This window comes from Occallatibacter riparius (assembly GCF_025264625.1).
Taxonomy (GTDB): Bacteria; Acidobacteriota; Terriglobia; order Terriglobales; family Acidobacteriaceae; genus Telmatobacter; species Telmatobacter riparius.
Genome location: NZ_CP093313.1, coordinates 6,328,474 through 6,355,238, shown reverse-complemented (window position 1 = coordinate 6,355,238; position 26,765 = coordinate 6,328,474). Strand labels below are relative to the sequence as shown.

Genomic DNA, 26,765 nt, shown 5'->3' with positions numbered 1-26,765 from the left:
CAAATTTTTGATAACCAGCTAATAAAGCGAGGCTTACGTCGATATTAAAAACAATATCGTCTCCGCCGGTGTTCTAAAAATTAAACCCCTTCAGTTACCAAATGATCAACATGATCTTGGCTCGCGTCTGGCTGCAAACCCAAACTTGACCTCGCAAGCCTAATCCCTAAAACCTAATCCCCAAAACAGACTCCAATTCCCTGAAGCCTAAACCTTTCGTTCTGTATCATCTATCTATGCAGGCTGCAGCCCAGACCTCCGGCACTCATCCCTTCCGAGCCAACGACCCCCGCTTAGCACCCATCGCAGAGAAGGTCCTCGCCGGCCAGCGGCTCGACTTTCAAGACGGCCTCACGCTCTACGGAACCTCGGATGTCCTCGCCGTAGGCTGGCTCGCCAACTCCGTCCGCGAGCGCCTGCATGGCGACATCACCTACTTCAACGTGAATCGCCACATCAACCCGACCAACGTCTGCGTCGCGGCTTGCAAGCTCTGCGCCTTCGGCCGCAAGAAGGGCGACCCCGCCGGCTACACCATGGCCCTCGAAGAGGCCTGGGAGACCGCCGCCTCCGGCTACTCTGAAGCCGTTACCGAGTTCCACATCGTCGGCGGCCTGCACCCTGACCTGCCCCTCGAGTACTTCACAGATCTGGTCCGCGGCCTCAAGCAGCGCTTTCCCAAGGTCCACATCAAAGCCTTCACCATGGTTGAAGTGGCCTTCCTCGCTCGCCGCGCCAAGCTCACGATCGAAGAAACACTGGTCAAACTCCGCGAGTGCGGGGTCGACTCGATGCCCGGCGGCGGTGCTGAAATTTTCTCCGCCCGAGTCCGCTCCATCATCTGTGATCACAAGATCGACGGCAGCGAGTGGCTCGAGACCGCCCGTCTGGCTCACAAGATGGGTTTCCGGTCGAATGCCACCATGCTCTACGGCCACATCGAGAACAACGAGGACCGCGTCGACCACCTGCTCAAGCTCCGCGAAGTCCAGGACGAGACCGGCGGTTTCCAGACGTTCATACCCCTGGCCTTCCACCCGGAAAACACCCCGCTCGACCATCTCCCCGTCACCACGGGGCTTACCGACATCCGCCAGATCGCCGTCAGCCGGCTGCTGCTCGACAACTTCGCGCATATCAAGGCTTACTGGCAGATGCTTACGCCGAAAATCGCCCAGATCGCCCTTCGCTTCGGAGCCGACGACCTTGACGGCACCGTCATCGAAGAGAAGATCTACCACGACGCCGGCGCCACCACGCCGCAGGGCATGACGCGCAAGGAACTCTGCCGCCTCATCACCGAGGCCGGCCGCGTTCCCGTCGAGCGCGACACACTCTACCACCCGGTGACGCGCACCGAAGACAGCTTCGTCGTAGCGGTCTAGACAGGCCGCCGAAAACTCAAACTCGAAGCCGCTCTGCTATTCCTCGCGATGGAAGAGAAGTGAGTTGGCCTGCTGCACAGGCGTAAGCAGCACGCGCGCGATGTTGACATGCGCGGGTCTCCCGGCCGCCCACACGATGACATCTGCGACATCTTCCGGAGTGAGCGGCTTCACGCCTTTGTAGACCTTAGCGGCGCGCTCCTTGTCTCCGTGAAAACGCACCATGCTGAACTCGGTTTCCACCATGCCGGGATCAACCGTAGTGACGCGCACGGGCGTGCCCAGCAGGTCTTGGCGCAGGCCATCATTGATGGAGCGTTCCGCCGCCTTGCTGGCGCAGTAAACGGCTCCATTGGGATAAGTGAGTTCGCCGGCGGTGGAGCCGAGATTGATCACGTGGCCGCGGCCGCGCACCACCATGCCAGGCACAACGGAGCGCGTGACATAGAGCAGGCCCTTCACGTTGGTGTCGATCATCTCTTCCCAGTCCTCGATGCGGCCCATGTAGAGTTTGTCGAGTCCGCGGCTGAGGCCCGCGTTGTTGACCAGGATGTCGATCGCGGCCCACTCTTCCGGCAGGGTGTCGATGGCGTTCTGCACGGCGCGATGGTCGCGCACGTCGAGATCGATGGAGTGGACAGATTCGGCGCCCGAAGCGAGCGCCTCTGAGGCAACTTCAGCAAGCTTGGCAGCGCGGCGGGCGGCCAGCAGAAGCCGTGCGCCCTCCGCAGCAAACGCGCGCGCGGTGGCAGCGCCAATGCCGGAGCTGGCTCCGCTGATGAAGACGATCTTTCCGCGAAAACTCATGGGGCCATTGTAAAGAAGCGCGGAGGCCTCATGCGTGACGGGGAATACCGAAGACAGCCATCAGCCGTCAGCTTTCAGCTTGCCCCGGCGTTGCGCCATCTTGTACTGGCCAACGGCCCAGTCTTCATTGGCGAGGCCGGTCCTTCTGGCTTCGTCGAAGATTTCGGCGAGATTATCAGCCAGGCTGAGGCGCACGCCGGCCGCTGCTGCAGCTTCGCGGAGCAGACGGAGGTCTTTTGCCCCGAGGCTGATGGTAGCGCCCACGTGCTCCGGCGGATGCAGCATTACGTTGGCATAGGCGGCGTAGAACGGAGACTGGAAGAGCGCGCTATTCACGGTCTCGAAGAAGACTTCCGGCTCGATGCCCTGCGCCTGCGCGTAGACGAAGGACTCGCCGAGAGAGTGAATCATCGCGCTGATCAGGAAGTTGCCGCCGAGTTTGAGTGCATGCGCCTGCGGTGGATGCTTGCCAACGACGGAGATGCCGCGCGACATCGGTTGGAGGATAGGGCGGGCGCGCTCGATGAGATCGTCAGGGCCGGCGATAGCGATCCACAGCTTGCCGGCTTCAGCGACGTTGGGGCGCCCGAAGACAGGCGCGGCGATGAAGGGGATGCCGCGGCGTTCGTGCTCGCGCGTGAGGCGCTCAGAGAACGCGACGCTGATGGTGCTGCAAGCGATATGGAGCGTGGACGGCGTGAGCGCGTCCATCAGGCCATTGGGCCCAAAGAGCACCTCTTCGTTCGCGTGATCGTCGAAGAGCATCGTAATCACGGCGTCTGCTCCGAGCTCGGCTTCGGCCGGAGTGCCGGCGGCGATAGCCCCTTCGCGTAACAGCGATTCGGTTTTGCCTTCACTGCGGTTCCAGACGGCGAGCTCGTGTCCGGCTGCAATCAATCGATGCGCCATGGGAGTTCCCATGGCGCCTGTTCCCAGAAATCCAATGCGCAAAGCGTGTACCTCTCCACCTGCGGTGGGGCCAACTGCGCTTTCGGCGCCTGCTAGCTCTGTTCAAAGCATAATCGCCCTTATGCGTTGGTGTAGGGGACGGCGGCGCGGGCATCGCGGAGCGCAACGGCCCACCAGCGAAGACGTCCGAGCATCGTGGCCATGCTTCGCTGCGCCCGCTCGGGCTGCTTGAGCTTGCCGGTCGCGTCGAACAGCTCCCAGGCGCTGGCGAAGCTGACGGAGTCGCGGATAGTGACGGCGTGCAGCTCGGCGAACACCAGCCGAAGCTGCTCGACTGCGCGGAGGCCGCCGGAGATGCCGCCGTAAGAGACGAAGGCGACAGGCTTGGCGTGCCACTCGGGACCGACGGAGTCGATGAGCATTTTTAGCGCGGCGGGGTAGCCGTGGTTGTACTCGGGTGTGACAACAACGAAGGCGTCGCACTGGGCCATGCGCTCCCAAAGCGTGGGGGATTTGGAGGGCTCATCACTGCCGGGGCTGCTTTCGGCAGGGTCGATGATGTGCACGATGTAGTGGCCTTGCGCGCGAATCTCGTCGACGGCCCAACGGGCGACGGTGTCGCAAAAGCGGCCTTTGCGGGTGCTGCCGTAGATGAGTCCGATGTGGATGGTGTCGGTCATAGGTAGGGGAATCTCCTCTCCTTGAATGCGTCTGAATCCATCGTGCAACCTCAAGTAAACTTGAGGTCAAGAGGGCCGCATGAAAAAGTCCGCGAAAAAGGCCGTTGAGCGGAGGGACTGCTGCGAGCCTATGAATGCGCAGGCGATGCGCGGGAAGTGCAAGACGGATCTCTCGGTCGGCGAGATGGCGCAGCGCGCGGGCGTTGCAGTTTCGACGCTGCATTTTTATGAGGCCGAGGGGCTGATCACGAGCTGGCGCAATCAGGGTAACCAGCGGCGCTATGCGCGCGAGGTGCTGCGCAGGGTAGCAGTGATTCGCGTGGCGCAGCGCGCCGGGATTTCGCTGGCCGTGATTCGCGATGCGTTGAAGGCACTCCCGAACGAGCGTACGCCGACCGCGGAAGACTGGAGCAAGCTCTCGGCGCGATGGCGGGCAGACCTTGATCAGCGGATCCAGCGCCTGACGGGATTGCGCGATCAGCTCGATGGGTGCATCGGATGCGGGTGTTTGTCGATGGGGGTGTGCCCGCTTCGCAATCCATGGGATGAACTGGGCAGGCAAGGGCCTGGAGCGCGGTTGCTGGACCCAGAGGGATAAGAGATGCCGGTACAATCGAGTCTCGATCTCCGAAAACCTTCTGATGGGTGATTCCAATGACTGCGACGAGTTCTGACCCGCACGACATCAATCCGATAAGGGTTATAACGACCGCAGAAGCGATACGTACGCGACCCAAAATGTATGTGGGTTCTACTGACCAAGATGGTCTCTGTCGGCTTGTAAGCCTCCTGGTCTTGGAGGCTGTGGACGGGGTTGCACTTCACCTTGAAGAGCAAGCGCAAATTGCTGCGGTCCGGGTCGAAGTTGTCCTGCACTCCGACGGATCCGTAACAGTTTTCAATGATGGTAGAGGCCTGCCAGTTGACCGAGACGGAATTGAACCCCATAAGTCCCGGGCGGAGAAGATTTTGACGTCACTGTATGCGCCTGCGATGAACGGTCTGGCAATCGCAAACGCCTTGAGTCAACAGCTTAACCTCAAAATCTTTCGCGACGGCAACGTATGGCAGCAGGAGTATCGCGCAGGAAATCCCACAAACGAATTGATGAGGGCAGGTACCAGCAGCCGGCACGGGACACAAATACACTTTCTGCTAGATCCTGGAATATTTTCGACCACCGAATTCGACTTTGACTCGCTGAGTCGGGATCTCCGCACGTTGGCGTCAAAGCATGCAAATCTGACTATCAAGCTCACCGATGAGCGCACCACTGACTGAAGAATTCACCGTCTGGCGTGGGTGCATTTCGAGGGGCGGATACACTGGAGAGCGATGCTCCGAACCATCAATGCGACGCGATATGTGGTGCCTTTGCGCGAGGGCGGATCTCTGCCTGCGATTGTGGAGGGCGATGACCTGGGCTTGTACGTGGTGAAGTTTCGCGGAGCAGGACAGGGGATTCTGGCGCTGATAGCGGAATTGATTGCAGGCGAGATCGGGCGAGCGCTGGGACTACGCGTGCCGGAAATCGTGTTTGCGGAGATTGATGCGGCGCTGGGGCGGAACGAGCCCGATGCGGAGATTCGGCACCTGCTGAAGGCGAGCGCCGGATTGAACCTGGCGCTCGATTATCTGCCTGGCTCGGTGATGTTCGACCCTGCGGCGCGAGATGCGGCGGCGGCCGATGAGGCCTCAATGCTGGTGTGGTTCGATGCGTTCGCGCAGAACGTGGACCGCACGCCGCGGAATGCGAACCTGCTGGTGTGGCATCGCAAGCTGTATCCCATCGATCACGGCGCGGCGCTGTTCTTTCATCACGACTGGGCGACGATGGAGGCGAAGATTGCGTCGCCGTTCAAGCAGATTGAGCAGCATGTGCTGCTGCCCTGGGCAAAAGAGATTCCGCAAGCGGGTGCAGCAGCACGCGAAAAGCTGAGCGATGGAGTTTTCGAACGGATTGCGGGTGCAGTGCCCGATGCGTGGCTCAACGCGATACCGGGGAACCTCAGTGCGGCGGAGCGGCGCGCGGGGTATGTGGATTTCTTTAAGCGGCGGCTCGAGGCCGCGCACATCTTCGAACAGGAGGCGATGGATGCACGCACCCGCATCATTTGATTACGCCCTCCTGCGTGTTGTGCCGCGCGTCGAGCGGCAGGAGTTCATCAATGCTGGCGTGGTGGTGTACTGCCCCGAGAAGCGATACTTGGCGGCGCGAGTCCGTCTCGACTCTACCCGATTGAAGGCGCTTTGGCCGGAGGCGGATCTGTCGCTAGTGGAAAAACACCTGCAAGCTGTGGAGCGGATATGCGAAGGCGACGGAGCGGCCGGGCCGATCGCGAAGCTATCGCAGCGAGAGCGGTTTCACTGGCTCACCTCGCCGCGGTCGACCATCATTCAGCCCTCACCGGTGCATACGGGCGTGTGCGATGGAACGGATGGACTGCTGGATCGGTTGGAGAAGCGGTTCCTGAGCGCGTGAGTTACATCGAGCGAGCTATTTCGCTTGCGCGCTGCGCATGAGGTCGGCGAGGGCGTGCACATCAGCCGCAGATGCGTCGCTGACCACGATGCAATGCAGCCCGCCGGCTGTCCACGATTCCGTGGTGAAGCCATCTTCCGTTTGAACGCCATCCCGTGAAGAGGTCGCGCTCTTCAGCACGAATACTGAAATCCGATGCTGCCGGAAGGAGAAGAGAAGCTGTGCTTCGGGAGCATGATTGAAGAAAATCAGCTTGCCGCCGAGGAGTGTGTAAGGGGAGTAGGTGAGGTCAGGCAGGTTGAAGGTGAACGGCAACTTGCCCTGAAACCACGGCTTCACGGTGTGGCGGTCGGTCGACACAACGTCGACAGGGTTGGCGCTGGCAAGAGTGGAGACGTGGAGATCCAGCAACTCGGACAGCGCACGCTCATGGGCGTAATGCCGAGCAATCAGCGGAACCGATATCGCGACCAGAACGACTGCCGCAACGAGAGCGAGGGCGGGGCTGAGCCAGAAGTGCAGCGGTCGCCGCTGCTTCGTAGCGACCTGTGCGGCGATGCGTGCGCGGAATTCGGGCGAAGGTTGATAAGCATCTGCCGCGGCGCGAACGGAGTTCTTGAGCTGCATTTGAGCCAAGGCATGGGCGCTGCAAGCTGGGCAGGTCTGCAGATGAGCTTCGACAGCGGCGAGCGCAGCCGGCGAGAGCTCACCATCGACGAAGGCATCGAGTTGATTGGTCGGGCAGGTCATGGTTTCGTTCCTTCCAACTGAGCCGCCAGGAGGTTGCGCATAGCTTTGCGGGCGCGCGAAAGGCGCGACATCACGGTGCCCATCGGGATGCCGAGCGCCTGGCTGATTTCGCTGTAGCTCATCTCTTCAAAGTCGCAGAGCAGGATGATCTCTCGCGCGGGGACTGGCAGCATCTCCAGGGCGCGGCGCACCAGGTCCTGCTCAGCGCGCACCAGCAGTATCGATTCGGGTGTGTGCAACTCCGCGGGCTCAGGTGGCGTCTCATCGGCATCGTCGAACGAGAGCGACACATTGAGTCCTGCTTGCGAGGTTAGAAAAGTGTTGCGCAGGATCCGGTAAATCCAGGCCCGAAAGTTGGTTCCGGGCTGGAAGGACGCGAAGCCGCGTAGCGCTTTCATGTAGGTTTCCTGCACCAAGTCTTCGGCAGAGGCACGGTCGCGGGCAAGCCAATACGCGAGGTTATAGAGCCGGCCGAATAAAGGCATGGCCAGCTCTTCGAACGAGCCGTTGACGGGAGCGGATTGGAACACGGCGCCGACAGTGTACCTCAGAGCGTTGACATTGAAGTTTGGCCGGCGTCGAAAAAGCCGGATTCTCCTTCACTGAAGAAAACAGAAAACGGCGGGAAATATTCCCGCCGTCATGAGATTTTCGACAAAATTGTCTCTGGTCGACTTTCGCTATTGCGGAGCTACGAGCTGGTGAGCGATGGCGAACAGGGCCAGCTCAAGGCGAGTCGAGACACCTGTCTTATCGAAGATGTTGGAGAGGTGGCGCTTCACGGTCTCTTCACTGAGGCCGAACTGCTTGGCAATATCGCGGTTACTGCAGCCCTCCACGATGGAGCCCACTACCTCCAGTTCACGCGGCGTAAGGCCGAAGGTCTTGCGCTGGGGAACCTGCGCTTGCTGCATGAGGTCATGCAGGGCGGAGACGAGATTGACGACGCGCTTGCCGCCGATCCAGTAGTCGCCTGCGGAGACGGTTTTGATGGCGGTCTGCAGATGCCCGACGAGCGCGTCTTTTAAGACGATGCCGCGCGCGCCGATGTGCAGGGCCTCAATGATTTGTTGGGTAGTGATGGTAGACGTGAGCAGGATGATCTTAACGGTAGGACTGCCATTCATGATGGCGCGCATGGCCTCAAGCCCTGGCAGGCGCGGCATCAACAGATCAAGCAGAAGGATGTCGGGCTGCAACTCGAGGGTCTGCGTGATGGCCTCGTCACCGTCGCCAGCTTCACCGACGACTTCGAAGCCCTCGTCTTCCGTAAGCATGTTGCGCACGCCGATCCGGACTACGGGATGATCATCTGCCAAAATGATGCGAATCGGTCGTTCCACGGGTGGGATGTTCCTCCAAGGTCTGCTGGGCGCCAGCTTCGCTGCAACTACCGTGCGCTTCGCTTTGCAGGTTACTCGTTCGGATTCATAGCAGGGGCGCTTCCCTGGGGGGAGAACTCCGCATCCAGCATACGCTGCAGGTTGCAAGTAGCGGTTTCTAAAAGCGGAAGAAGCGATCGAATGTACTCTAGATCGTCAACCCCGAACTCGATCAGTTCGCCGATCCGAGCAGCCTCAAGGGCGCCGGCCATGCTGCAGCCGCCCTTGATGGAATGCCCAATGCGCCTCACCGTGGCGAGATCGCCGATGTTCAGGGCCTCTTCCAGGGGAGCCCGGCGTCTGCTGAGATCTGCAACTACGGCTGCGTAGATCTCGCGGACCGCCGATTCCTTCATCATGTCGCGGAGCTGCGCGACAACCTTGGGGTCAAACACGGGCGGCAGACTATCGGGCACTATGTGCGGGCCCGTGGAAGCGCCCGCGGATCTCGGAATCGTGGCGTGGCTTTCAAGCAGGCGCTGCAACGCTTCGGGTCCTATGGGCTTCATCAGAAAGCCATCGACGCCACGAATGACGGAATCGGGTGCATGACTGCCGCTGATGGCATAGATTGTGGCAGTGGTGTGCGCGCGGAGCTGGTTGATGAGCTCGGTTCCGCTCAGGCCGGGCATCTGCGTGTCCATCAGGATAACGTCGGGATAGAAGCTCTCGCCGTCAAGCACCGCGAGCGATTCATCGCCGCCGGACGCCGTTTGCACTAGATACCCGCTCATGGTCAGGATTGTCGCCATGACCTCGCGGCTGACCATGTCGTCATCGATGATGAGTACGCTTGGAAGTCTCCGATTTGGGTGGATGCCTGGCACGGATTGAGTATGCCACCTCAACGCCAAGCGGACAAAGCAGGGTATCTTAATTGCCGACAACGAGGACCTGAAAGCTTCCGGTAACCGGGGTGGCTTTGAGCGATCCAATGCCGTTGGCAGGCGTGCTGCGCAAGTTCACACCGTGCAGATCTGTGACCAGGTATACCTGCCCGGTGGATTGGTCGACGGCGAGGGTTCGCGCGCGTTCCATGGTGGGCAGGTTCTGAATTACGGCGTAGTCGTCGGTCTGATGCCTGCGCACCACGGTGAGGCTTCCGTAACCAGCGCCGTTGGCGGTGAAAATGAGGCCGTGGTTTCCATCGTAGGCGATGGCGTCGGTGCCGGGCCCGGTGGTGAGAGTGGACAGCACGCGGCCATAGACGGAGTCCATTATTAGCAGGTTCTGGTTATCGCAGGCGACGAACAGGCGCGCGTCGCGACCGTCTATGGCCAGCCCCTGCGGGCTGGGACAGGATTCGTCGAGACGAAAGAACGAGATGGCTGGATCCGTGGAGTACTCACCGATCTGCCAGTTCAACTTCGCTGTCCCGGGAGATGTTGGGTCGGCCGGAGATTTGTGCATGGCGCTGATCTGGTCGCTTGCTTCGGCTTCGAGCGCGGCTACGTCGATGCGGGCGATGCGCGGCGGCGAGTGGGTCGCGAGGAAGGCCTGCGGGTCAGGGTTGTAGTCCGCTGCGCCGACTGTGACAAAGACCTGGCCTTCGTTGTCGGCCTGCGCGATTCGAAAGTTGCCGTAGACCGCGATGTTCACCAGTATGGTCTGCGAACGAAGATCGATGACGATGATATGCGACAGGCCTTTGGCGGTCTCGCTGGAAGTGGTTGCAGCTCGATTCGGCTGGGTATTTGACCCGGATCTATGGGCCGGAGGGCGGCGGAGGTTTGAGAGCCGCGCCTGAGGTGCAGTGGCCGCACCGCAGAAGGCGAAGAGCATCTGCTGTTCGGATGCGAGGGCCATGGAGCGGGGCGCACAGCTGAGCTGGATTCCGCGAGTGACCTGAAGAGAGCGCCGGTCGAAGATCCGGACGGAAGCTGCCTGGCTATCGCTTACATATCCGAACTGGCCGTCTGGATCGAGGAGGATCGAACGGGCTTCCTCAAAGCCAGTGATCTGCCCTGTGATCTCGCCGCTGGCGATGTCAACGACTTGGACGACGCCTTGATGAGCGATGAAGAGCTGGCGCGCGACGGGATCGAGGGTGAGGTAATCCCAGTTGCCACCGCCGCCGATGACCCATCTGTCGCGAATGGCGAACGGTTGTCCGCCGATCTCATCGGACATCGGGATGGGTGCCTGCTGGGCCGCGGCCTGCGCAGCCAGGAAATAGCTGAGGAGAAAAAAAGCGAGAACACGCCGCATGCGGGAACCGCTCCTATACCAGAATGGGTCAGGAGAAGACGAGCGCTACTGAGAGAGTAGACGAATTCCCGCGGCGAAGCGCTCGGATCCTGGCGGGCGAGTTCTGATCGCCATGCGGGAGAGGCTTCGACGGCGTGAAGCGCCTTACTTGGTGCGCGTGCGACGGCGCTGAATGAGCACGATCAGTATGACGATGACCAGCACCCCGGCAACGATGCGGATAATTGTGGTTTGATCCATTGTTTACCCTTTCGTTTTGTTATTCGTTGTTCGTTACTTCATGGAGCCAACCTGGAGCTTTGAGCAATTCGCGCGGCCGCGAGCCATCTGCAGGGCCGACCAGGCCGTCGCGCTCCATCAAGTCGATCAAATGCGCGGCGCGGCCATAGCCGATGCGGAGGCGCCGCTGCAGCAGTGAAGTTGAAGCCTTACCGAATTCGAAGACGAGCCGCACGGCATCGTCGAACATGGGATCGTTTTCGTCCTCATCGCCGCTCGAGCCCTCGACCGCGGTGCGTTCATCCTTGGGCGACTCAAGGAAGCCTTCGGCGTACTCGGCTGTGCCCTGGTCTTTCCAGAACTTGACGATGGCGGCAGTCTCCTTTTCCGAAACGTAAGGCGCATGCAGGCGCATGAGGCGGCTTGTGCCAGGCGGAAGGAAGAGCATGTCACCGCGGCCCAGCAGAGCTTCGGCGCCGTTGGTGTCAAGGATGGTGCGGGAGTCGACCTTGGTGGAGAGACGGAAGCTGATACGGGTGGGTACGTTGGCCTTGATGAGGCCGGTGATCACGTCGACCGAGGGACGTTGCGTGGCCAGCACGAGATGGATGCCGACGGCGCGGGCCATCTGGGCGAGGCGCGTGATGGATTCTTCCACGTTGGCGCGGTCGAGCATCATGAGATCGGCGAGCTCGTCGATGATGACGACGATGTAGGGCAGAGGCTCCTCGGGTTCACCGTCATCGAACAGGGAGCCGGTGACGCCCTCGAATAGCTTGTTGTACTGATCGATGTTGCGTACGCTGCGGCTGGCGAGGAGTTTAAGGCGGCGCTCCATTTCGCGGACCGCGTTGCGGAGGGCGTTGGCGGCGAGCTTGGGCTCGGTGATGATGGGCGTAAACAGGTGCGGAATGCCCTCGTACATGCCGAGCTCGACGCGCTTGGGATCGACGAGGATCAGGCGAACCTGCTGCGGAGTGGTGCGGAACAGCAGGCTCATAATCATGGCGTTGATGGCCACGGACTTGCCGGATCCGGTGGAGCCGGCGATGAGGACGTGGGGCATCGAGGCGAGGTCGGCGGTGACGATGCGGCCGTTGATGTCCTTGCCCATGGCGAGCGTGAGGCGCGACTTGGCTTTGGCGAAGGTTTCGGACTCAAGGACGTCGCGGAGATGGATGGTCTCGCGCTCGTGGTTTGGCACCTGGATGCCGACGGTGGATTTACCCGCCATGCGCTCGATGAGGATGGATTCGGCCCGCATTGCCAAGCAGAGGTCGTCAGCGAGGCCCGTAACGCGCGAGTACTTCACGCCGGCTTCAGGCTTGAACTCGTAGGTTGTCACCATCGGGCCGGGATTGATCTGGACGACCTGGCCGCGGACGTCGAACTCGCCGCATTTTTCGACGAGGACCTTGGCTTCTTCGCGGAGCTCATCTTCACGGACCGCGCTGGGGCCGCCTCCTGGGGTAAGCAAAGTGCTGGGCGGGAGCTTGAAGCCGGCGACATTCTTCGGAGCGACAGTAGCGTGCTTGATTTCGGCGTCAGCGCGTTCGTGAACGGCGATCTCGGCTGCCGTGGGCGCGGGAGCGGGAGCAGGCGGAGGAGTACGGACGGGCTCGGGACGGACTTCAAGGCGCGCCTGAGCAGAGGCTGGCAGAGAGGCTTCAGCGCGTGCCGACGAAGCTTCGGGGCGCGCCTCGACGGGAATGGGGCGCATGGGCGCAGGCTCGGGTGCTGCAGGGTGAGCGGCTGTGGCCGGCGCGGCTTCTGCGGTGCGATCCCAAGTGGTGCGGCGGGATTCGATGGGGATGGGCGGCTCTGGAACGCGTTGCGGGCTCGCTGGGGCCTGTGGAGCCGATCTGGTTGGAGGAGCGGACGCTTCCGCCACGCGCCGGAACGCCGGGATATCGTCGACCGGATCGATCTCTGCCTGTTTTCCGCGGCGGCCGAAGAGGGCTGCGAGGCGGCTGGGTTGCCGTACTTCGGCGTCGGCCTGATCGGCCGCGCCAGTGAAGAAGCGCTGCGAGGGTCCGGGGTTGTTCTGCTCGTCTTCTGCCCACTGAGCTTCTGCGCGGCGTTCTGCGCGGTCTTCACGCCAGTTGCGCCAGCGGTCGTGAAGGGACTGCAAACCGATCCAGCGGTCCTCCACGGATTGGAAGAGGGCGCGAAAGTTGATGGAGAGAGCGAAGTAGACTCCGGCCGCGGCGAGCACACCGGCGACGAGCCACGCGCCCTGAATATTCAGCCACGTCACAAGCAGTCCGGCGATGAGGCGGCCGATGACGCCTTCGATGGGGACTATATGGAGCCAGTTCCAGTGCCAGGGCAGTAGCGCGAAGACGGCGGGGACGAAAAGGAACGAAAGGAATGCGCCCGTTCCGCGGAGCCAGGCCGCGCCCGCGTAGCGGGAACGCATCCAGCCCCAGGCGATGGTGGCGAGCAAGATGGGAAGGAAGAAGGCGGTGAAACCGAAGATCTGAAGAAGGAGATCGCCGGTGTAGGCGCCGATGGGGCCGATCCAGTTGTGGATTGTCGCCGGGATTGCCGGGTCGGAAGAGGTGTTCAGCGATGGGTCGGTGGCGTGATAGGTGGCCAGCGAGAGCAGGAACAGGAGGGAAACGAGCGCCAGGACCACTCCCAGGAACATATTGAGCGGGCGGTTGCGCGTGGGCGCGAGGGCAATCTGGATGGGCTTGATCATAGGGGACGCCGTCTCAGCCCGGGAGCACGCCGACCCGCACTGGGCGACCGGCTTCAGGGCGGAGGTGAGAATCCCAGAGCAGCTTTCATTATCGGTGGGGGAGGGGGCGAAGTTCCGGCAAAAGGGGGCTGGGGGAACCTAGAAAGGTAGGGATCAGGGACCAGGCAACAGGGAACAGAAGGCAGGACCCGGTACGCAGGGACAAAGGGGCGACAGGCCGGCTTCAGTGGTTGAATCCGGCCCTGGAGATGGAGGACTATCCGGCGACGATTCTGGAGCCCCAGATGAGGAGGATGATGCCCAGAATTATTCGGTAGACGGCGAAGGGGACGAATCCACGGGTACGGACCCAGGAGAGGAACCATCCCACGACGCCCCAGGCCACGATGAACGAGACGACGAACCCGATGGCGAGGACGATCCAGTTCTGGGTGTTCATGACGACGTGGGCGGCCGGCATGGTATTGGCCACGGCATCGCTCGCTGCCGCGCCGCTGACGGCGGCGGCTTTGCCCTTGTGGAGGACCTCGGAGTAGAGGTCGTAGGCCGTGGCGGCGAGCATGGTGGGGATGGAGAGCAGGAAGCTGAACTCGAGGGCTGTGGGGCGGTCCATGCCGACCAGCTGGCCGGCTGCGATTGTGGACATGGAGCGCGAGGTACCGGGGAAGATCGCCGAGAGGGACTGGCAGAGGCCAATCCAGATGGCTTGGCCGAATCCGATCTCCTCAGTGTGGGTGGTGTGGGGCTCGTAACGGCTAGCCCATGCATCAACGATCCACATGATGATGCCGCCGAGCAGAAGCGCCAGGGCCATGACGGTGATGCTTGCCAGGTTGCGGTCGCTCCAGTGCTTGAGCAGCTTGGCAGGGACGGCGGTGCAGACGAAGGCCAGGATGGTGAGGGAGATGGGGTGGGTGAAGAAATTGCGGTCGCGCCGTTCGCCCCGGGGGAAGGTGCGCATGAAGTCGAGGATCCGGCCGAGGTAGAGCAGGAGCAGGGCGAGGATGGCTCCGGCCTGGATGACGATGGTGTACATCTTCCAGTACGGATCGTCGAGATTGATCTTCAGCAAGGCTTCGGCAATACGCAGGTGGGCGGTGGAACTGACTGGCAGGAACTCGGTCAGGCCTTCGACGATGCCCAAAATGACAGAAATAATGTAGACGTTCAAAGAGCCTCCGGGATTGGCCGGGATCAGGTGCGAGCCGCTGGTTGGAATACGGTCTCTTTCGATCATAAAGGCTGAAAGGCGTGGAACAGGCACCTGCGGTGCGGCCACTGCGGCTTCGCCGCCCCGAGGCAATTTTGGGCAGGGATATCCTGTGGCACCTGCGGGTGCGGCTGACTGCGCCTGCGGCGCCATTGGGCATTTTTGAGCAGGGATGTCCTGTGGTGCGTCTTGGCGTGGGGTGGCTCGACAGAGGGATGGGTGGGTCAGAGGGCTCCTTTGGCTAGTTAGCGCGTCAGCCGGTCAGCAACTCGGCGGTTAGCTGGCGGTTGGAACTCCCAGGCCGCTCTTGGTGAGGGGGGAGGCGGTAGGGGGTGCCTTCCTCCAGGGAGCCAGGGGGGTCTCGATGCTCTTGCCGGAGAGGATTTGTTCGAGCATGGCCTGAACGTGGTTTGTGTCGTCCTTTGAGGCCTTTGCAGGCGTCTGCCGGAGGGTTGCCGCAGGGGGGAGGGGGGTGGGGGTGGGCACCGGTTGGGGCTGCGGTGCTTTGGATTGCTGTTGAGCGGTGCGGCGGGAGCCTACGGCGATCTGGGTGGCGTAGAGGAGTTTTGCGGCCTCGGCGGTGGTGAAGATTTCGAGGACCAGGCCGTGGGTGACGCAGGCCAGGAAGGCGTCGATGGTGGCGGGGGTGAGGAAGGGCATGGCTCGGCGGTAGGCGCGGTTGACGCGGGCGAGGGATTCAGGACTGTGATCGTTGCGTGCGTCGTCTTCGGCGCAGGCTTTGTTGTAGGCGTCGAGGCAGTGTTGTACGGCTTGTTCTGGAGTGGTCATGGTTTGGTTCCTTTGTGTTTTTGTCGGTTGAGGTGAGGTTGGTGCGGCAGTGGGAGTGCCTCCCCGGTCCCCAAAAGCGAGGGACCGGGGGCACCCGGCACCTGCGGGATGACAGAAATAAAAAGCAAAGTCGAAGGGGTTGAATGGCTCCGATTTCCCCGAGCGCGGGTGAGGACACCCGCGCTACAGCCGGTCAGGAGACCGGCGCTACAGGTTGGGTTGGGACAAAAGAAAAGCCCGCCGGTTTTGGCGCCGGCGGGCGTTGTTTTTCTGGTTAATTCAATTGTTTCAGATTGCGAAGGTAAATCGGCAATTATTTTCGATTTGTATGTAGCTGATAATTCGGCTACTTACAAACTATTTTTCGAAATACCCCTTGACAAGATTTTCACAGGCACCTTGGGTGGGGCCGCCACTCAGGGAATTGAGAACTTCTGGAGTCTGCTCAAGAGGACTTTGAATGGCACTTACGTGGCTGTGGAACCGTTCCACCTATCGCGGTATGCCGATGCGCAAGCGTTCCAGTTCAACAACCGTGCCACGCGGGATAACAAACTCACGGATGGGGACCGCTTCGCTCTCGTTATGTCTCAGATGGCCGGCAACCGGCTCAGTTATTCCGAACTTATCGGCAAGGAAACAGATGCGCTCCACTGACAAACGGCAGGGACGGGGGAAGAGAAACCGTTCTAACCCTGCTCGCTGCCGTGCGGTTCTGCCTTCGCCGGTTTCTTCGGAGCCACAACTGTCTTTGGCTTTTGAAGGACCGCCGTTGCTAATTTCTTGAAATTCTCCCCAGCTTGGGGGCCTTCGTGATATTCGTGTTTCATCTCTCCCATTATGCTCCCGAAAGGCAAGTGGGCCATGCTGCCGAGCCAATTTAGACGGCTGATCGATACGCTGCATACTCAACTTGGCGCTATTCGTGAAACTCTTCAGAATCAGGAAGACGCCAGACGCGATGCCCAAGAAGGAACCGAGCAGAAATGGAGAGAGGTCCCCGGGATCATCGCTTCCAGCGTCCTCGGCACGGCAGACGATAGAAAAGCAGCTGAGTCCCAAAAGAAGAAGGAAAACGCCTACCAAGAAGATCTTATAGCCTCTCAAAATAAGCTTGTTAAATGGACTAGGCGAGCCTTTCTCGCAGCGTGCGCCTATGCAGCGGTAGCTCTGTGGCAGGGATACCTTACAAATAGAACGATTATCGAAATGCGCATGGCAAATGAGGCCGCTTCTCGCCAATTGACCGTAGCCGAAAATGCGCTCGACACCAGCATGAGTCAATTTGATCGCACGATGGGGGCATTGATTGACCAGACTGCCAGTACGAAAAGGTCGGCTGGCGCTGCTGAGAAGTCCGTTGAAGCTGCGCAAGACCAAATGAGGGTCGATCAGCGAGCGTGGCTCGCTCCTTTCAACGCATGTGGCCTCTACCCAGGGGTATGGAAACTCGGTACGGCCGATGGTGAATGTCCTGAACCTCCCGCCGGGACCCAACCGATTGGGGCGGTTGTCTTTTTTAGGAATGCCGGGAAAACGCCAGCCTTCAATGTCCGCGACAAAGTTGCGTGGCAAACCATAGATAATCTTCCGAAAACTGACGATCCGCCCCCCGACGAAAGAGAAGGAAACATCTTCCCGAATGGGGTCCTTAATATCCCTTGGAAAGCCGATTCGCTGGTCGCTTCCACTATAAGCGCGGGGGCTGAAAACTATGCCATCATGGGGACTGTCTGGTACGACGATATCTTAGGGAATCCCCACTGGACTCAGTACTGCTTTGAGGCTCGAAGACGACTCACGGGGTTTCATCCCTGTCTCGCGCACAACGCCACCGACGATCAACACAAAAAGCACTGATTTCCACCCCACCCCTCACCTTTAGCTTTCTGGAAATCGCGTGGATTTTCGGCTAAAAGAACCGGGTCGGCGCAACATGTGCGTGAACGCGATTCTTGCCAGATTTCCACACCACCTGCGGTGCGGCCACTGCGGCTTCGCCGCCATTCTCGGTCGGCCACCTGCGGTGGGGCCAACCGCGGCTTCGCCGCCATACTCGGCTGCGATAGGGTGAAGGCCCAGGCCGCGCGACGGAAAGAAGTCGCTTCGGGGTCTGTGCCTGATGACCTAGCCCCATGGATCGGAAGGAATCGGTCCCGGCCATGTATGAATGTTCAACGAGAGGGGAATGCTGAATTCTGGTTGCTTGACGCTACGCAGAATGCTACATAGGATGTTGCGAGCGGATAAGTCCATTGAAGTGCGCGATGGGAGGGAATGGGGCCGACGATGAAGATGTTCCAGGGCAGGAATCCAGGTGTTGCGCGCTTCTCGCTTTTACTGGGTGGTTTGTTCGCATCGGGGATTTACGGCCGGGGAAATCAGTCTGCGCTACAGCGAATGCAGGCGGTGCAGAGCCATCTCTCGAGGTATGTCACGATTCGTGGCGATACGAACGGAGATATGCAACTCGAGTCGCAGATGAAGGCGCGTCGTGTTCCTGCCGTGAGTATCGCTGTCGTCCGAAATGGCGCAATCGACTGGGCGCGTGCATATGGCGTGTCTTCTCTCGATGGCGGGCCTGTCTCTACGCGGACGTTGTTCGGGGCGGCGTCGATTTCGAAGGCCGTTACGGCGCTTGGGGTTCTGAAGCTGGTGGAAGAGGGGAAGATCGATCTGGATGCGAACGTCAACCACTATCTGAAGCGATGGAAGATTCCAGACAACGAATACACCGCGAATCGGAAGGTCACGGTTCGAGAACTTCTGAACCACACGTCGGGCATCGGAACACACAATGGCGAGATCTATGATTCAGCTTCGCCGATTCCCACGCTGCTTCAGCTGCTGGAGGGCGAGAAGCCTGCGAGGACGCCCGCTGTGCGCGTCGAGGCCGTGCCAGGTACGAAGTTTGCTTATTCCAACGGCGGTTATCTCGTACTAACTTTGCTGATCGAGGATGTGACAGGACAGCCGTTCGCCGCTTACATGAGACGAGCGGTGCTGGATCCGATCGGGATGACGCACAGCACGTTCGATGCGCCGCTTCCGTTGGAGTGGCGTGCGCGTGCGGCGACGGCGTATGGAGCCGACGGGAAGTGGGCCGTGCCTCCATCGAAATACGTGGAGCCGAACCTGGGTGCGGGCGGCCTGTGGTCTACACCGACTGATTTGGCGAAGCTCCTTATCGAAATTCAGCGCGAATACGAAGGGAGATCGCACAAGGTTCTTCGCCAGGAGACCATGCGCAGGATGGTTATGCCTGATAAAGAAGTTGCCGCACCCAGACGATGGGGGCTCGGGCTGGAGGTCGGCGGCAGCATGGATAATCCATACATTCGCCATGAGGGCTCAGGGTATTTTCAAGATGACATGGTGGAGTATCTCCACGGCAATGGCATTGTGGTGATGACCAGCGGCGGCGGAGGAGCGGGGCTCGCCGAGGAAGTGATTCGCAGTGCAGGAACGGTTTATGACCTTCCCGATTTCAAGCCGGTTGAACACTCGGTTGTGGACGTGCCCGATGCAACTCTGCGCGCTTATACAGGAACCTATGCATACATCAAGGTGGCTATGGAGGATGGGCATCTGACGGCGGAGATTCCATCCGGTTCACCCGCGGTGCGGCTGTATCCCGAGTCGGCCACGCAGTTTTTCGTACTTGATGGACCGCAGGAGTTGTCTTTCTTTCTCGATTCAGAGAAGCATGTTACCGGAGTGGATTTCATCGTTCCCATGGGGCACCACCGTCTGGAGAGGACGCCGGAGCGGTAGTGCCGCGAGGACGAACATGATTGGCGCATTAGATTGACCTATGCGATCGCTGCGTGGGGATGTTCGCGGTGCACGTGACGTTTCAAGCCGACTAGCCAGCACGCGAGCAGTGCAAGCAGCGCGGCAAGATCGAGCCACGCGAACCAGTCTCCCCATTTCTGATAGAGCGTTGGGTCATGGTGGACTGGAACCGTAGCCAGCATGGTGACAAGAGCTCCGTCGGAATGGGTGGGTGTTTCCGCAAGGATGCGCCCGCGGCTATCGGCGACGGTGAGGAGGCCGTTCTTGGCATCGCGCACCTGGGTGAAGCCGCCTTCGACGCTGCGCATGATGGAGAGGTGTCCGTGGAAAGCGGCGTCGACGTCGATGCCCTGATCCCAGGCAGGGACGAGGAGAAGCCCGGCCTGCTGGTTGGCGTAGCGGCGCGCGAGCTCCGGATAGTCCATGTCGCGGCAGATCTCAATGCCGATTGTGCCGGCTGGCTGGGGGAGCACAGAGAGCGTGGTGCCCGGCGTGCTGCGGCTTTCCCAGGTGGGGACTAGATGGTGTTTGCGGTAGATGGTTTCGATGTTTCCAGTTGCGGAGTAGAGGCGTCCCTCGTTGTATGTGCCGTGTGCGGTGGCGTGAAGGATGCCGAGGAGCACCTGCACATGCGCCTCGCGCGCTGTTCTTTGAAATAGCTCGTCGACCTGAGCGGAGGCGGAGTCGAGAACGAGTGCGGACATTTCCGGAAACACAACGAACTGCGCGCCGCGTGCGGCGAGCGGCGGCACTTGTGCGGCGTACTGCTGCATGAGCGCCATGGATGCCTGAGGCTCAGTGGGAAGCATGTTCTGGCCCGCGTGCGTTTCGACGAGTCCCACGATCACTGAAGAGGAGGCGTTAGGCGTGGAGTGCAGGCGGACCATGCCATAAGACAGAACGCAAATATAAAGGAGGGCGAGGGCGGCAGCCATTCGAATGCGGAGAGCGGCGGGAGCTGACACGAGCGCGGCCACTGCGGCAGGAAGCAGATTGACAACGAAACTGATGCCCCAAAGGCCGGTGAGAGCGGCGAGCTGAAGGATGGGGAGGTTGCCGAGTTGGGTGTAGCCGGCGCTGAAGAATGTGCCCTGCGAGAGGCTGATGAGATACTCCGCCGCGACCATGGTGACCGGGAATGCGAGCATAGCCAGGGATGGATTGCCCTTTCGCAACAGGCCGCGATAGACCACCACTGCGAAGCCGAAATAAGTCGCTGGAATCAGGATGGAAAGCAACAAGAGGCTCAACGGGAATTGGACAACATCGCGGAGGTAATGCCAGACGTTGAGACCGGCCAGAGCGCGAGCGGTGAGTGCGACGAGGAAGATCTGAGGGCCGCGCAAACGAGGCGCGATCAACAAGACAGGAAGTGGCGCGAGCCACACAAGCCACCAGACGCGGTGAAGCCCGGAGGACGCAAAGTATGCGGTCGCGGTGAGTGCGATTGCGGACAAGATTATGATGGCGCGGCGCAGAGAGTTAGCTTGCCAATCCATAGAGGAGCCTCCGAAGGGAACGGTGAACGAGCTTGCGAAATTGATCTTCAGGCAAATGGAAGCGTCCGCCTTGCCAAAGGGCGAGGTATCCGTGAACCTGGGCCCACAGCTCCATGCTGATTTCCCAGGCATCGTCACGCTTGAGCTTGCCGAGTTTCATCCATGAAGACACGACGTCGTAAACGAGGTTGAGCGTGGGCGATTGACGCGCGCGGAAATCATCAGGGAAGCGGCGAGCGCCCTCACGTGGCGACGCGAAGACATAGTCGAAGATGCGGGGGTGGGCCAGAGCGTAATCGATGTAGCCATCGAGGATGTGCGTCATGGCCGATTCGAGACTCCGCTTTGCATTGGGGCGGCTGAAGAATACGGCGAGCTGCTCGAACTCGGACTGAACGACCGCGTCCAGCAGGGCTTCGCGACTGGGGAAGTGGTGGTAGATGGCCATGGCGGTTATTCCGGCGTCTTTGGCTACGCGGCGCATGCTCACGGCCTGTGGACCCTCGGCCTCGAGGATGCGGAGGGCACAGTCGTAGATTCGCCTGGAGGTTGCGGTCTTCTCGTCCATGTGTACAGTGTATAGCAAGCGGTATACGGTGTATAGCTTAGATCCCGAAAAGCAGGGAGCAGAGGCGTGAGGTAGAGAGACTGGGGAGGTACCGTTGGTGTGGGATTTGTGGCGGTTTGTGCGGGGGGCGGGTGGTGATGTAGAACGCTGAGTGGGTTGGGAGGCGGCCTGCAATGGCGATTGAGACGGGTGGAGCGGTTCGCGATTTATCTGAAGTGCATGTGCCGATGGGGGCGCTGGGTGGGATGTCGGCGAGTGGCGAAGAGTGGGATAGATATCGGCTGACGGATGAGCAGGTGGCAGCGTTTCATCGCGATGGATACCTGGCGGGCGTGCAGGTGCTGGATGAAGGGCAGTGCGATCTGCTATGCGACGAGTTGACGGAACTGATGGATCCGTCGAGTCCGAAGCATGCACTGTTTCATGAGTACCACTCGAATGAGTCGGCGAATCCGGATACGGTTCTGTTTCATGCGCTGGGCGCGTGGCGGACGGGGCCGGCGTTTCACGATGTGCTGTGGAGTCCGGCGTTTTTGATGGCGGCGTCGCAGCTGCTGCAGGGTTCAGTGCGGTTCTGGCACGACCAGTTGTTCTGCAAGCCGGCGCATCACGGCGGTGTGGTGGCCTGGCATCAGGACTACTCGTACTGGACGCGCACGGAGCCGATGGAGCACCTGACGTGCTGGATTGCGCTGGACGACAGCACGCGCGACAACGGGTGTTTGTATTATGTGCCGGGAAGCCACAGGTGGAATCTGCTGCCGGTTACGGGGCTGGCCGGGAACATGGACGAGATCAGAACCGTGTTATTGCCGGAGCAGTTGGAGGGGTTCAAGCCGGTGGCGGCGGAGGTGAAGCGCGGGCAGTGTACATTCCATCATCCTCTGATGGTGCATGGGTCGTATGAGAACCGCTCCGACAAGCCGCGGCGCGCGACGCTGGTGAATGCGTTTCGGGATGGCGTGCGATCAGCGGCGGATGAGCCGCTGCTGAAGGGTGTGCCGGTGATTCCGAAGGGGGAGAAGTTGGGCGGGCGGTTCTTTCCGCTGCTGTTTGATCCTGGCGCGGTGGGGTAGCGGCGTTTTGCGAAAAGCAGATCCTTCGCTGCGCTCAGGAGATCCCCCTGCGGGGATGACAGAAAGAAAAGCAAGAGCAACCGCGGATCCTTCGCCTGCGGCTCAGGATGACAGGCTTCTTAGTTGGCTCAGGATGACAGGCTCATTGTTTAGGATTGTGGGCACAGGAGAGCAGGGGATTATGGCGAATCTGAGATTTGCGTTGGTGTGTGGGGGCGTGCTGGCGTGTGGCGCGGCTTGTGCTGCGGGGCAGAATACTCCGAGCGATGTTCCGCCAGTGATTGACGTGCATGTGCACGCGATGGACGAGTCGTTTCCGGGGGGTGGGCCGATGTGTCCGAATGAGGCGAAGTTTTTGGCGTCGGACCCGAAGACGAAGGAGGCGCCGTTTGGGTGGGACGTGGAGAACTGTACGCCGAAGCTGTATCCATCCGCGAAGGGCGAATATCTGAAGGACATGAAGGCCGAGATGGAGCGTCTGAACGTGACGGCGGTGGTGTTCGGCGACGAGGCGGGTGTGAAGAAGTGGCAGGACGCGATGCCGGGGCGCGTGATTCCGGGTACGTCGTTTACCGCGGGCATGGGCACGGGGCGCGTGCCGCTGGACAAGCTGCGGCAGGAGTTCACGAGCGGCGGCTTCAAGGTGATGGGCGAGATCGGGCTGCAGTATGAGGGGCTGTCGCCGAGCGATATGTCGGTGGATCAGTACTTCGCGCTGGCGGAGGAACTGGATATTCCAGTGGCGATTCACATGGGCACAGGCGGATCGGGCCGCGCGAATATCACGACGCCGAAGTTTCGCGGGTCAGCGGGGAATCCGCTGCTGCTGGAGGATCTGCTGGCGCGGCATCCCAAGCTGCGTGTGCAGGTGATGCATGCGGGCTATCCGATGATCGACAACATGCTGACTCTGCTCCAGGCTAACTCGCATGTGTATGTGGATGTGGCGGGACTTATATGGAGTTATCCGCTGTCGGAGGTCAATCGGTATATCCAGCGGCTGGTGGATGCGGGGTTCGAAGACCGGGTGATGTTTGGCACGGACCAGATGGAGTGGCCGAAGCTGATGGCGTACTCGATCAGCATTATTCAGAACGCGGATTATCTGACGCCGGAGCAGAAGAGGGACATTCTGTATAACAACGCGGCGCGTTTTTTGCGGCTGGACCAGAAGGCAAAGTAGAACGGAGCTGAATGATGGACGCGGCGCAATTGTGGGTGGAGGTCAACGGCGGGCTCATCATCGCGCGCATACGAGGCGTGCCGACGGAAGAGTTGCTGCGCGAGTGCCAGAGCCGCGTCCTTCAGCTTGTGCAGGATACGGGGCGGGGACGGGTTTTGTATGACGCACTGGAACTGGAACTGCCGACGGTGGATCCGGCGCTGATTCAGCAGAAGCTTGAGTCGGAATTGGGGTCTGGGGTGAAGTTGCGGAGAGCGATTATCGTGCCGAATACGCGGGTGGCGTTTCTGGCGCGGCTGGGGTTTGGTGAAGGGGATTATCGCGTGTTTTATAACGATATTTCCGCAGCGATTCGGTGGTTGGAGGAAGAGCGGCCGGCATGATGAGTAGATGGACTCGGCGGGAATTCGTACGGTCAGCGGCGGGCGCTGTGGCGATGGCGAAGGCAGCCGGAGTGGTGGCTGCGCCGGTGCAGACGGGATTGCGCGGCAGGTTTCTGACGCATGTGTCGGTGGTACGGGTGAACCAGATCGAGGTGACGCCGACGCGGTCGATAGGCCAGGACGAGGTTGCCGATAACAGCGTGGAACATGTGAGCGCGCGGCGCGAGGCGTTTGGGCGCGGGTGTCCCGGCGGGCGTATGACGTGGGCGATAAGCTGGTTGGCGCTCTATGACCAGCGGCAGCAGTACAAAGACGTGCGCAGGCTGCTGGCTTCGTATCACGATAAGTTTGGCGATGAAGTGACGTTCATTCCCGGCGGATACTTTGCGCCGATGTATGCCACGCGCGAGGAGAATCGGAAGACGATTCATACGGCGCTGGGAGAGGTTTCGAAGATGGTGGGCGGCGGGTATCGGCCGCAATGCCTGGTGGCGGGATTTCTGGATGCGGAGAATCAGCAGCATCTGGCGAACGATGAGGGGATCCACGTCTGCCAGGGGCAGATCTGGAGCCAGCATGGGATCGACAACGGCGATGGGGATGGCGGGATTTGCTATCCGTACTATCCGAGCACAGAGCATTATCTGAAGCCGGCGCAGGGGAAAGCGGACTTTATCGACTGCGTGTGCCTGGATGGATGGACGTGCGATTTTCTGACGGCGCGGCGCGAGGGGTTTGAAGGCAAGTTCAACAGCAGGCAGGGCGTGGGGCCGATCGAGACGGTGCAGGACCTGGGCGAGGCTGTGGGCCGCCAGGAGATGATGGGCACCACCGCGATGCATTTCGATGCTGGGCATGCGCTGAACGGGTTTGGATTTGTGACGGGGATTTGGGAGACGTCGCTGGGGAATCATCAGCATCTGGAGTGGTGGTTGCAGCAGGTGCGCGAGCGCTGGCCCGATACCCGGGTGATGACGGAAGGCGAGTTCGGGCTGGAGTGGCGCAAGCATGTGCGGAATAACGCAGGGCTGAATTACCGATTCGATGCGAAGGGCACGGGCGCTCCGGGTTCGGAAAAGGATCTCGAGCTTGAGTGGTATATGAACCAGGAGTTTCGGCTGGCGCTGCTGGGCCCGGCGGCGGATAAGTCGAAGCGGATGGCGATTGACTTTACGCGATATGACTTGCCGGTGCACGAGCCGCAGGGCTTGCAGCGCGAGTGGAGCTTGATGAACGTACTGAATCAGAAGGGGACTCGTCCGCAGGACAAGCCGAAGAGGCTGGGGGAGCTGGCGGCTGAGGATCAGCGGATGATCTTCTCGAAGTATCCGGAGTTGAAGAGGCTGGCGTAACGATATGTTGCGCGGACTATTTCTTCGGAAGAGTCCGATTGAATTCGAGAGCTGCCTTCAGGAGCCGGTCGCGAAGTTCGTCGTGTCCATAGGCCTCGGGCGCGACTCGAACCCAGCCGTGCATGCGGCGCCCGCGCATGATGGTTGGCGTTATGCCGGAGATCTCAAGTGCCCATGGTTCATTCTCCCTGCCGAGGCGAATCATCATGCTATTCGTGCGCGCCGCGCAGAGCAGGTTGCCGTGAAGCAGCCATGCCCAGCCGCCAAACATGCCTTTCTGGGTGAGTCCCGGCAGGGGACCCAGAGCGTCGTTGATAAGCGCTTCCAGTGCTTTATCTCGAGGCATGCGCTGCAATCACCTGATTTTCGGTAAGGATTTCGGCGAGGAGTTTTGGATCGACGTTGCCGCCGCTGACTATGGCTACGGCTTTTTTGTAGGGCGGGAGTTCGTTGGCGTGGAAGAGCAGGGCGGCGGTGGTGACGGCGCCGCTGGGCTCGGGGACGATGCGGGCTGTGGCGACGATGGCGCGCATGGCGGCGCGAACTTCCGCTTCCGTGACGTTGATGATGCCATCTACATAGCGCTGGATGTGGGCGAAGTTGCGCTCGCCGAGGGATTGCGTGCGCAGACCGTCGCAGATGGTGCGTGTGGTTAGCTCGGCGGGCCAGGTGGTGAGCTTGCCGCTGCGGAAGCTTTCGGTTGCGTCGGCTGCGAGCTCGGGTTCGATGCCAAACACTTTCGTGCCGGGCTTGAGGAGCTTGACGGCCGTGGCGGTGCCGCTGAGCAGTCCGCCGCCGGAGACGGGCGATAGGACAAGATCGACATCGGGAAGGTCGTTGACGATTTCAAGGCCGCAGGTGGCTTGGCCGGCGATGATCTTTTCGTCGTCGTAGGGCGGCACGACCACGTAACCGTGCTGTGCGATGAGCTCGTCGGATTTGGCGAGGCGTTCGCTCGAGGCGGGGCCGACGTCGACGACTTCTGCGCCGAGCGCGAGGGTTGCGGCCTTCTTGATCGCGGGGGCATTCGAGGGCATGACGATGACAGCTTTGGCGCCGACTTCACGGGCGGCGTAGGCAACGCCCTGCGCATGATTGCCGCTGGAGTAGGTGATGACGCCTCGGCGGACTTCCTCGGGAGTGAGTTGGAGGATCTTGTTGGAGGCTCCGCGCAGCTTGAAGCTGCCGATGGGCTGAAGGCTCTCGGCTTTGAGGAAAATTTCGCGGCCTGTGCCGCGGCCGGCGACGCCGTCGAATGGAGCGCGGATGAGCGGCGTATGAACAATGATATTGGCGATGCGAGCGGCAGTGGCGCGAATCTCCTCAAGGGTGACGAGAGCAAGCGTGTCCTGAACGGAACCCATATCTTCAGTATAGAAGTGGG

At 60.7% G+C, this 26,765-nt stretch carries 27 protein-coding genes; 12 read left to right on the top strand and 15 right to left on the bottom strand.

The window, feature by feature from the left end; genetic code table 11:
* Positions 1-236: 236 nt before the first annotated feature.
* The gene (gene mqnE / locus MOP44_RS25955; protein ID WP_260793480.1) at positions 237-1,385 is read left to right on the top strand and encodes an aminofutalosine synthase MqnE; all 1,149 of its coding nucleotides are present in this window, start codon (positions 237-239) and stop codon (positions 1,383-1,385) included.
* Between the two features lie 36 nt (positions 1,386-1,421).
* On the opposite strand, the gene MOP44_RS25950 is transcribed toward mqnE, so the two are convergent.
* The 3 genes from MOP44_RS25950 to MOP44_RS25940 all read right to left on the bottom strand — a co-directional run bounded on the left by MOP44_RS25950 (position 1,422) and on the right by MOP44_RS25940 (position 3,781).
* Positions 1,422-2,192: an SDR family NAD(P)-dependent oxidoreductase gene (locus MOP44_RS25950; RefSeq protein ID WP_260793479.1), complete on the bottom strand. Its 771-nt coding sequence runs from the start codon at positions 2,190-2,192 to the stop codon at positions 1,422-1,424.
* A gap of 60 nt (positions 2,193-2,252) precedes the next feature.
* A complete protein-coding gene (locus MOP44_RS25945) occupies positions 2,253-3,143 on the bottom strand; it encodes an NAD(P)-dependent oxidoreductase (RefSeq protein ID WP_260793478.1) in 891 nt (296 codons plus the stop codon).
* 77 nt (positions 3,144-3,220) lie between these two features.
* Entirely contained in the window at positions 3,221-3,781 is a 561-nt protein-coding gene (locus MOP44_RS25940) for an NADPH-dependent FMN reductase (RefSeq protein WP_260793477.1), read from the bottom strand.
* Between the two features lie 79 nt (positions 3,782-3,860).
* Here MOP44_RS25940 and soxR point away from each other — a divergent pair, with 79 nt between their 5' ends.
* From soxR to MOP44_RS25920, 4 genes are all read left to right on the top strand, one after another.
* Complete coding sequence (gene soxR / locus MOP44_RS25935) at positions 3,861-4,379, top strand: redox-sensitive transcriptional activator SoxR (RefSeq protein ID WP_313901035.1); 519 nt, start codon at positions 3,861-3,863, stop codon at positions 4,377-4,379.
* A 206-nt stretch (positions 4,380-4,585) separates the two neighbouring features.
* Positions 4,586-5,062 carry a DNA topoisomerase subunit B gene (locus MOP44_RS25930; RefSeq protein ID WP_260793476.1) on the top strand — a complete coding sequence of 159 codons (477 nt, stop codon included), beginning with the start codon at positions 4,586-4,588 and terminating at the stop codon, positions 5,060-5,062.
* Between the two features lie 54 nt (positions 5,063-5,116).
* Positions 5,117-5,899, top strand: a complete 783-nt coding sequence (locus MOP44_RS25925; protein ID WP_260793475.1) for a HipA family kinase — start codon at positions 5,117-5,119, stop codon at positions 5,897-5,899.
* On the top strand, positions 5,877-6,263 hold the full coding sequence (locus tag MOP44_RS25920; protein ID WP_260793474.1) for a DUF3037 domain-containing protein: 387 nt from the start codon (positions 5,877-5,879) through the stop codon (positions 6,261-6,263). The genes MOP44_RS25925 and MOP44_RS25920 overlap by 23 nt, the downstream gene beginning before the upstream one ends.
* A gap of 15 nt (positions 6,264-6,278) precedes the next feature.
* On the opposite strand, the gene MOP44_RS25915 is transcribed toward MOP44_RS25920, so the two are convergent.
* From MOP44_RS25915 to MOP44_RS25880, 8 genes are all read right to left on the bottom strand, one after another.
* Positions 6,279-7,013 (bottom strand): anti-sigma factor family protein, encoded by a 735-nt coding sequence (locus tag MOP44_RS25915; protein ID WP_260793473.1) that lies wholly within the window; start codon positions 7,011-7,013, stop codon positions 6,279-6,281.
* The gene (locus MOP44_RS25910) at positions 7,010-7,543 is read right to left on the bottom strand and encodes a sigma-70 family RNA polymerase sigma factor (protein ID WP_260793472.1); all 534 of its coding nucleotides are present in this window, start codon (positions 7,541-7,543) and stop codon (positions 7,010-7,012) included. Before MOP44_RS25910 ends, MOP44_RS25915 begins: the two co-directional genes overlap by 4 nt.
* Positions 7,544-7,693: 150 nt before the next feature.
* Positions 7,694-8,356: a response regulator gene (locus MOP44_RS25905; RefSeq protein ID WP_260793471.1), complete on the bottom strand. Its 663-nt coding sequence runs from the start codon at positions 8,354-8,356 to the stop codon at positions 7,694-7,696.
* A 71-nt stretch (positions 8,357-8,427) separates the two neighbouring features.
* The gene (locus MOP44_RS25900) at positions 8,428-9,222 is read right to left on the bottom strand and encodes a response regulator (protein ID WP_260793470.1); all 795 of its coding nucleotides are present in this window, start codon (positions 9,220-9,222) and stop codon (positions 8,428-8,430) included.
* A gap of 46 nt (positions 9,223-9,268) precedes the next feature.
* On the bottom strand, positions 9,269-10,603 hold the full coding sequence (locus tag MOP44_RS25895; RefSeq protein ID WP_260793469.1) for a beta-propeller fold lactonase family protein: 1,335 nt from the start codon (positions 10,601-10,603) through the stop codon (positions 9,269-9,271).
* 259 nt (positions 10,604-10,862) lie between these two features.
* Entirely contained in the window at positions 10,863-13,526 is a 2,664-nt protein-coding gene (locus tag MOP44_RS25890) for a DNA translocase FtsK (protein ID WP_260793468.1), read from the bottom strand.
* A 256-nt stretch (positions 13,527-13,782) separates the two neighbouring features.
* Positions 13,783-14,763 carry an undecaprenyl-diphosphate phosphatase gene (locus MOP44_RS25885; protein ID WP_260793467.1) on the bottom strand — a complete coding sequence of 327 codons (981 nt, stop codon included), beginning with the start codon at positions 14,761-14,763 and terminating at the stop codon, positions 13,783-13,785.
* Positions 14,764-15,012: 249 nt separating this feature from the next.
* Positions 15,013-15,525, bottom strand: coding sequence for a hypothetical protein (locus MOP44_RS25880; protein ID WP_260793466.1), 513 nt, complete (start codon positions 15,523-15,525; stop codon positions 15,013-15,015).
* Between the two features lie 219 nt (positions 15,526-15,744).
* On the opposite strand from MOP44_RS25880, the gene MOP44_RS25875 reads away from it, so the two are divergent.
* The 3 genes from MOP44_RS25875 (at position 15,745) to MOP44_RS25865 (ending at position 19,299) form a co-directional block, all read left to right on the top strand.
* Positions 15,745-16,182: a transposase gene (locus tag MOP44_RS25875; RefSeq protein ID WP_260793465.1), complete on the top strand. Its 438-nt coding sequence runs from the start codon at positions 15,745-15,747 to the stop codon at positions 16,180-16,182.
* A 183-nt stretch (positions 16,183-16,365) separates the two neighbouring features.
* On the top strand, positions 16,366-17,385 hold the full coding sequence (locus MOP44_RS25870; protein ID WP_260793464.1) for a hypothetical protein: 1,020 nt from the start codon (positions 16,366-16,368) through the stop codon (positions 17,383-17,385).
* A gap of 429 nt (positions 17,386-17,814) precedes the next feature.
* Positions 17,815-19,299 (top strand): serine hydrolase, encoded by a 1,485-nt coding sequence (locus tag MOP44_RS25865; protein WP_260793463.1) that lies wholly within the window; start codon positions 17,815-17,817, stop codon positions 19,297-19,299.
* A 38-nt stretch (positions 19,300-19,337) separates the two neighbouring features.
* Here MOP44_RS25865 and MOP44_RS25860 read toward each other — a convergent pair whose 3' ends face one another.
* The gene (locus MOP44_RS25860; protein WP_260793462.1) at positions 19,338-20,819 is read right to left on the bottom strand and encodes a nitrilase-related carbon-nitrogen hydrolase; all 1,482 of its coding nucleotides are present in this window, start codon (positions 20,817-20,819) and stop codon (positions 19,338-19,340) included.
* Positions 20,803-21,387 carry a TetR/AcrR family transcriptional regulator gene (locus MOP44_RS25855; protein ID WP_260793461.1) on the bottom strand — a complete coding sequence of 195 codons (585 nt, stop codon included), beginning with the start codon at positions 21,385-21,387 and terminating at the stop codon, positions 20,803-20,805. The genes MOP44_RS25860 and MOP44_RS25855 overlap by 17 nt, the downstream gene beginning before the upstream one ends.
* A 173-nt stretch (positions 21,388-21,560) precedes the next feature.
* Here MOP44_RS25855 and MOP44_RS25850 point away from each other — a divergent pair, with 173 nt between their 5' ends.
* The 4 genes from MOP44_RS25850 to MOP44_RS25835 all read left to right on the top strand — a co-directional run bounded on the left by MOP44_RS25850 (position 21,561) and on the right by MOP44_RS25835 (position 25,381).
* Entirely contained in the window at positions 21,561-22,463 is a 903-nt protein-coding gene (locus MOP44_RS25850) for a phytanoyl-CoA dioxygenase family protein (RefSeq protein WP_260793460.1), read from the top strand.
* Positions 22,464-22,644: 181 nt separating this feature from the next.
* The gene (locus MOP44_RS25845) at positions 22,645-23,646 is read left to right on the top strand and encodes an amidohydrolase family protein (protein ID WP_260793459.1); all 1,002 of its coding nucleotides are present in this window, start codon (positions 22,645-22,647) and stop codon (positions 23,644-23,646) included.
* Positions 23,647-23,657: 11 nt separating this feature from the next.
* Positions 23,658-24,029 (top strand): SpoIIAA family protein, encoded by a 372-nt coding sequence (locus MOP44_RS25840; protein ID WP_260793458.1) that lies wholly within the window; start codon positions 23,658-23,660, stop codon positions 24,027-24,029.
* Positions 24,026-25,381: a DUF3863 domain-containing protein gene (locus MOP44_RS25835; protein ID WP_260793457.1), complete on the top strand. Its 1,356-nt coding sequence runs from the start codon at positions 24,026-24,028 to the stop codon at positions 25,379-25,381. Before MOP44_RS25840 ends, MOP44_RS25835 begins: the two co-directional genes overlap by 4 nt.
* A gap of 16 nt (positions 25,382-25,397) precedes the next feature.
* Here the strand turns inward: MOP44_RS25835 and MOP44_RS25830 are convergent, their stop codons facing one another.
* Positions 25,398-25,727, bottom strand: a complete 330-nt coding sequence (locus MOP44_RS25830) for a TfoX/Sxy family protein (RefSeq protein WP_260793456.1) — start codon at positions 25,725-25,727, stop codon at positions 25,398-25,400.
* Positions 25,714-26,745 (bottom strand): threonine ammonia-lyase, encoded by a 1,032-nt coding sequence (locus MOP44_RS25825; protein WP_260793455.1) that lies wholly within the window; start codon positions 26,743-26,745, stop codon positions 25,714-25,716. Before MOP44_RS25825 ends, MOP44_RS25830 begins: the two co-directional genes overlap by 14 nt.
* Positions 26,746-26,765 lie beyond the last annotated feature (20 nt).

Bases quoted from the DNA above. Each gene is read 5' to 3' on its own strand.
- MOP44_RS25865 (WP_260793463.1), top strand. From the start codon at position 17,815: ATGAAGATGTTCCAGGGCAGGAATCCAGGTGTTGCGCGCTTCTCGCTT.
- MOP44_RS25940 (WP_260793477.1), bottom strand. From the start codon at position 3,781: ATGACCGACACCATCCACATCGGACTCATCTACGGCAGCACCCGCAAA.
- MOP44_RS25890 (WP_260793468.1), bottom strand. From the start codon at position 13,526: ATGATCAAGCCCATCCAGATTGCCCTCGCGCCCACGCGCAACCGCCCG.
- MOP44_RS25885 (WP_260793467.1), bottom strand. From the start codon at position 14,763: ATGATCGAAAGAGACCGTATTCCAACCAGCGGCTCGCACCTGATCCCG.
- MOP44_RS25835 (WP_260793457.1), top strand. From the start codon at position 24,026: ATGATGAGTAGATGGACTCGGCGGGAATTCGTACGGTCAGCGGCGGGC.
- MOP44_RS25920 (WP_260793474.1), top strand. From the start codon at position 5,877: ATGCACGCACCCGCATCATTTGATTACGCCCTCCTGCGTGTTGTGCCG.
- soxR (WP_313901035.1), top strand. From the start codon at position 3,861: ATGAAAAAGTCCGCGAAAAAGGCCGTTGAGCGGAGGGACTGCTGCGAG.
- MOP44_RS25830 (WP_260793456.1), bottom strand. From the start codon at position 25,727: ATGCCTCGAGATAAAGCACTGGAAGCGCTTATCAACGACGCTCTGGGT.
- MOP44_RS25880 (WP_260793466.1), bottom strand. From the start codon at position 15,525: ATGACCACTCCAGAACAAGCCGTACAACACTGCCTCGACGCCTACAAC.
- MOP44_RS25825 (WP_260793455.1), bottom strand. From the start codon at position 26,745: ATGGGTTCCGTTCAGGACACGCTTGCTCTCGTCACCCTTGAGGAGATT.
- MOP44_RS25895 (WP_260793469.1), bottom strand. From the start codon at position 10,603: ATGCGGCGTGTTCTCGCTTTTTTTCTCCTCAGCTATTTCCTGGCTGCG.
- MOP44_RS25855 (WP_260793461.1), bottom strand. From the start codon at position 21,387: ATGGACGAGAAGACCGCAACCTCCAGGCGAATCTACGACTGTGCCCTC.
- mqnE (WP_260793480.1), top strand. From the start codon at position 237: ATGCAGGCTGCAGCCCAGACCTCCGGCACTCATCCCTTCCGAGCCAAC.
- MOP44_RS25915 (WP_260793473.1), bottom strand. From the start codon at position 7,013: ATGACCTGCCCGACCAATCAACTCGATGCCTTCGTCGATGGTGAGCTC.
- MOP44_RS25840 (WP_260793458.1), top strand. From the start codon at position 23,658: ATGATGGACGCGGCGCAATTGTGGGTGGAGGTCAACGGCGGGCTCATC.
- MOP44_RS25925 (WP_260793475.1), top strand. From the start codon at position 5,117: ATGCTCCGAACCATCAATGCGACGCGATATGTGGTGCCTTTGCGCGAG.
- MOP44_RS25860 (WP_260793462.1), bottom strand. From the start codon at position 20,819: ATGGATTGGCAAGCTAACTCTCTGCGCCGCGCCATCATAATCTTGTCC.
- MOP44_RS25950 (WP_260793479.1), bottom strand. From the start codon at position 2,192: ATGAGTTTTCGCGGAAAGATCGTCTTCATCAGCGGAGCCAGCTCCGGC.
- MOP44_RS25850 (WP_260793460.1), top strand. From the start codon at position 21,561: ATGGCGATTGAGACGGGTGGAGCGGTTCGCGATTTATCTGAAGTGCAT.
- MOP44_RS25845 (WP_260793459.1), top strand. From the start codon at position 22,645: ATGGCGAATCTGAGATTTGCGTTGGTGTGTGGGGGCGTGCTGGCGTGT.
- MOP44_RS25870 (WP_260793464.1), top strand. From the start codon at position 16,366: ATGCTCCCGAAAGGCAAGTGGGCCATGCTGCCGAGCCAATTTAGACGG.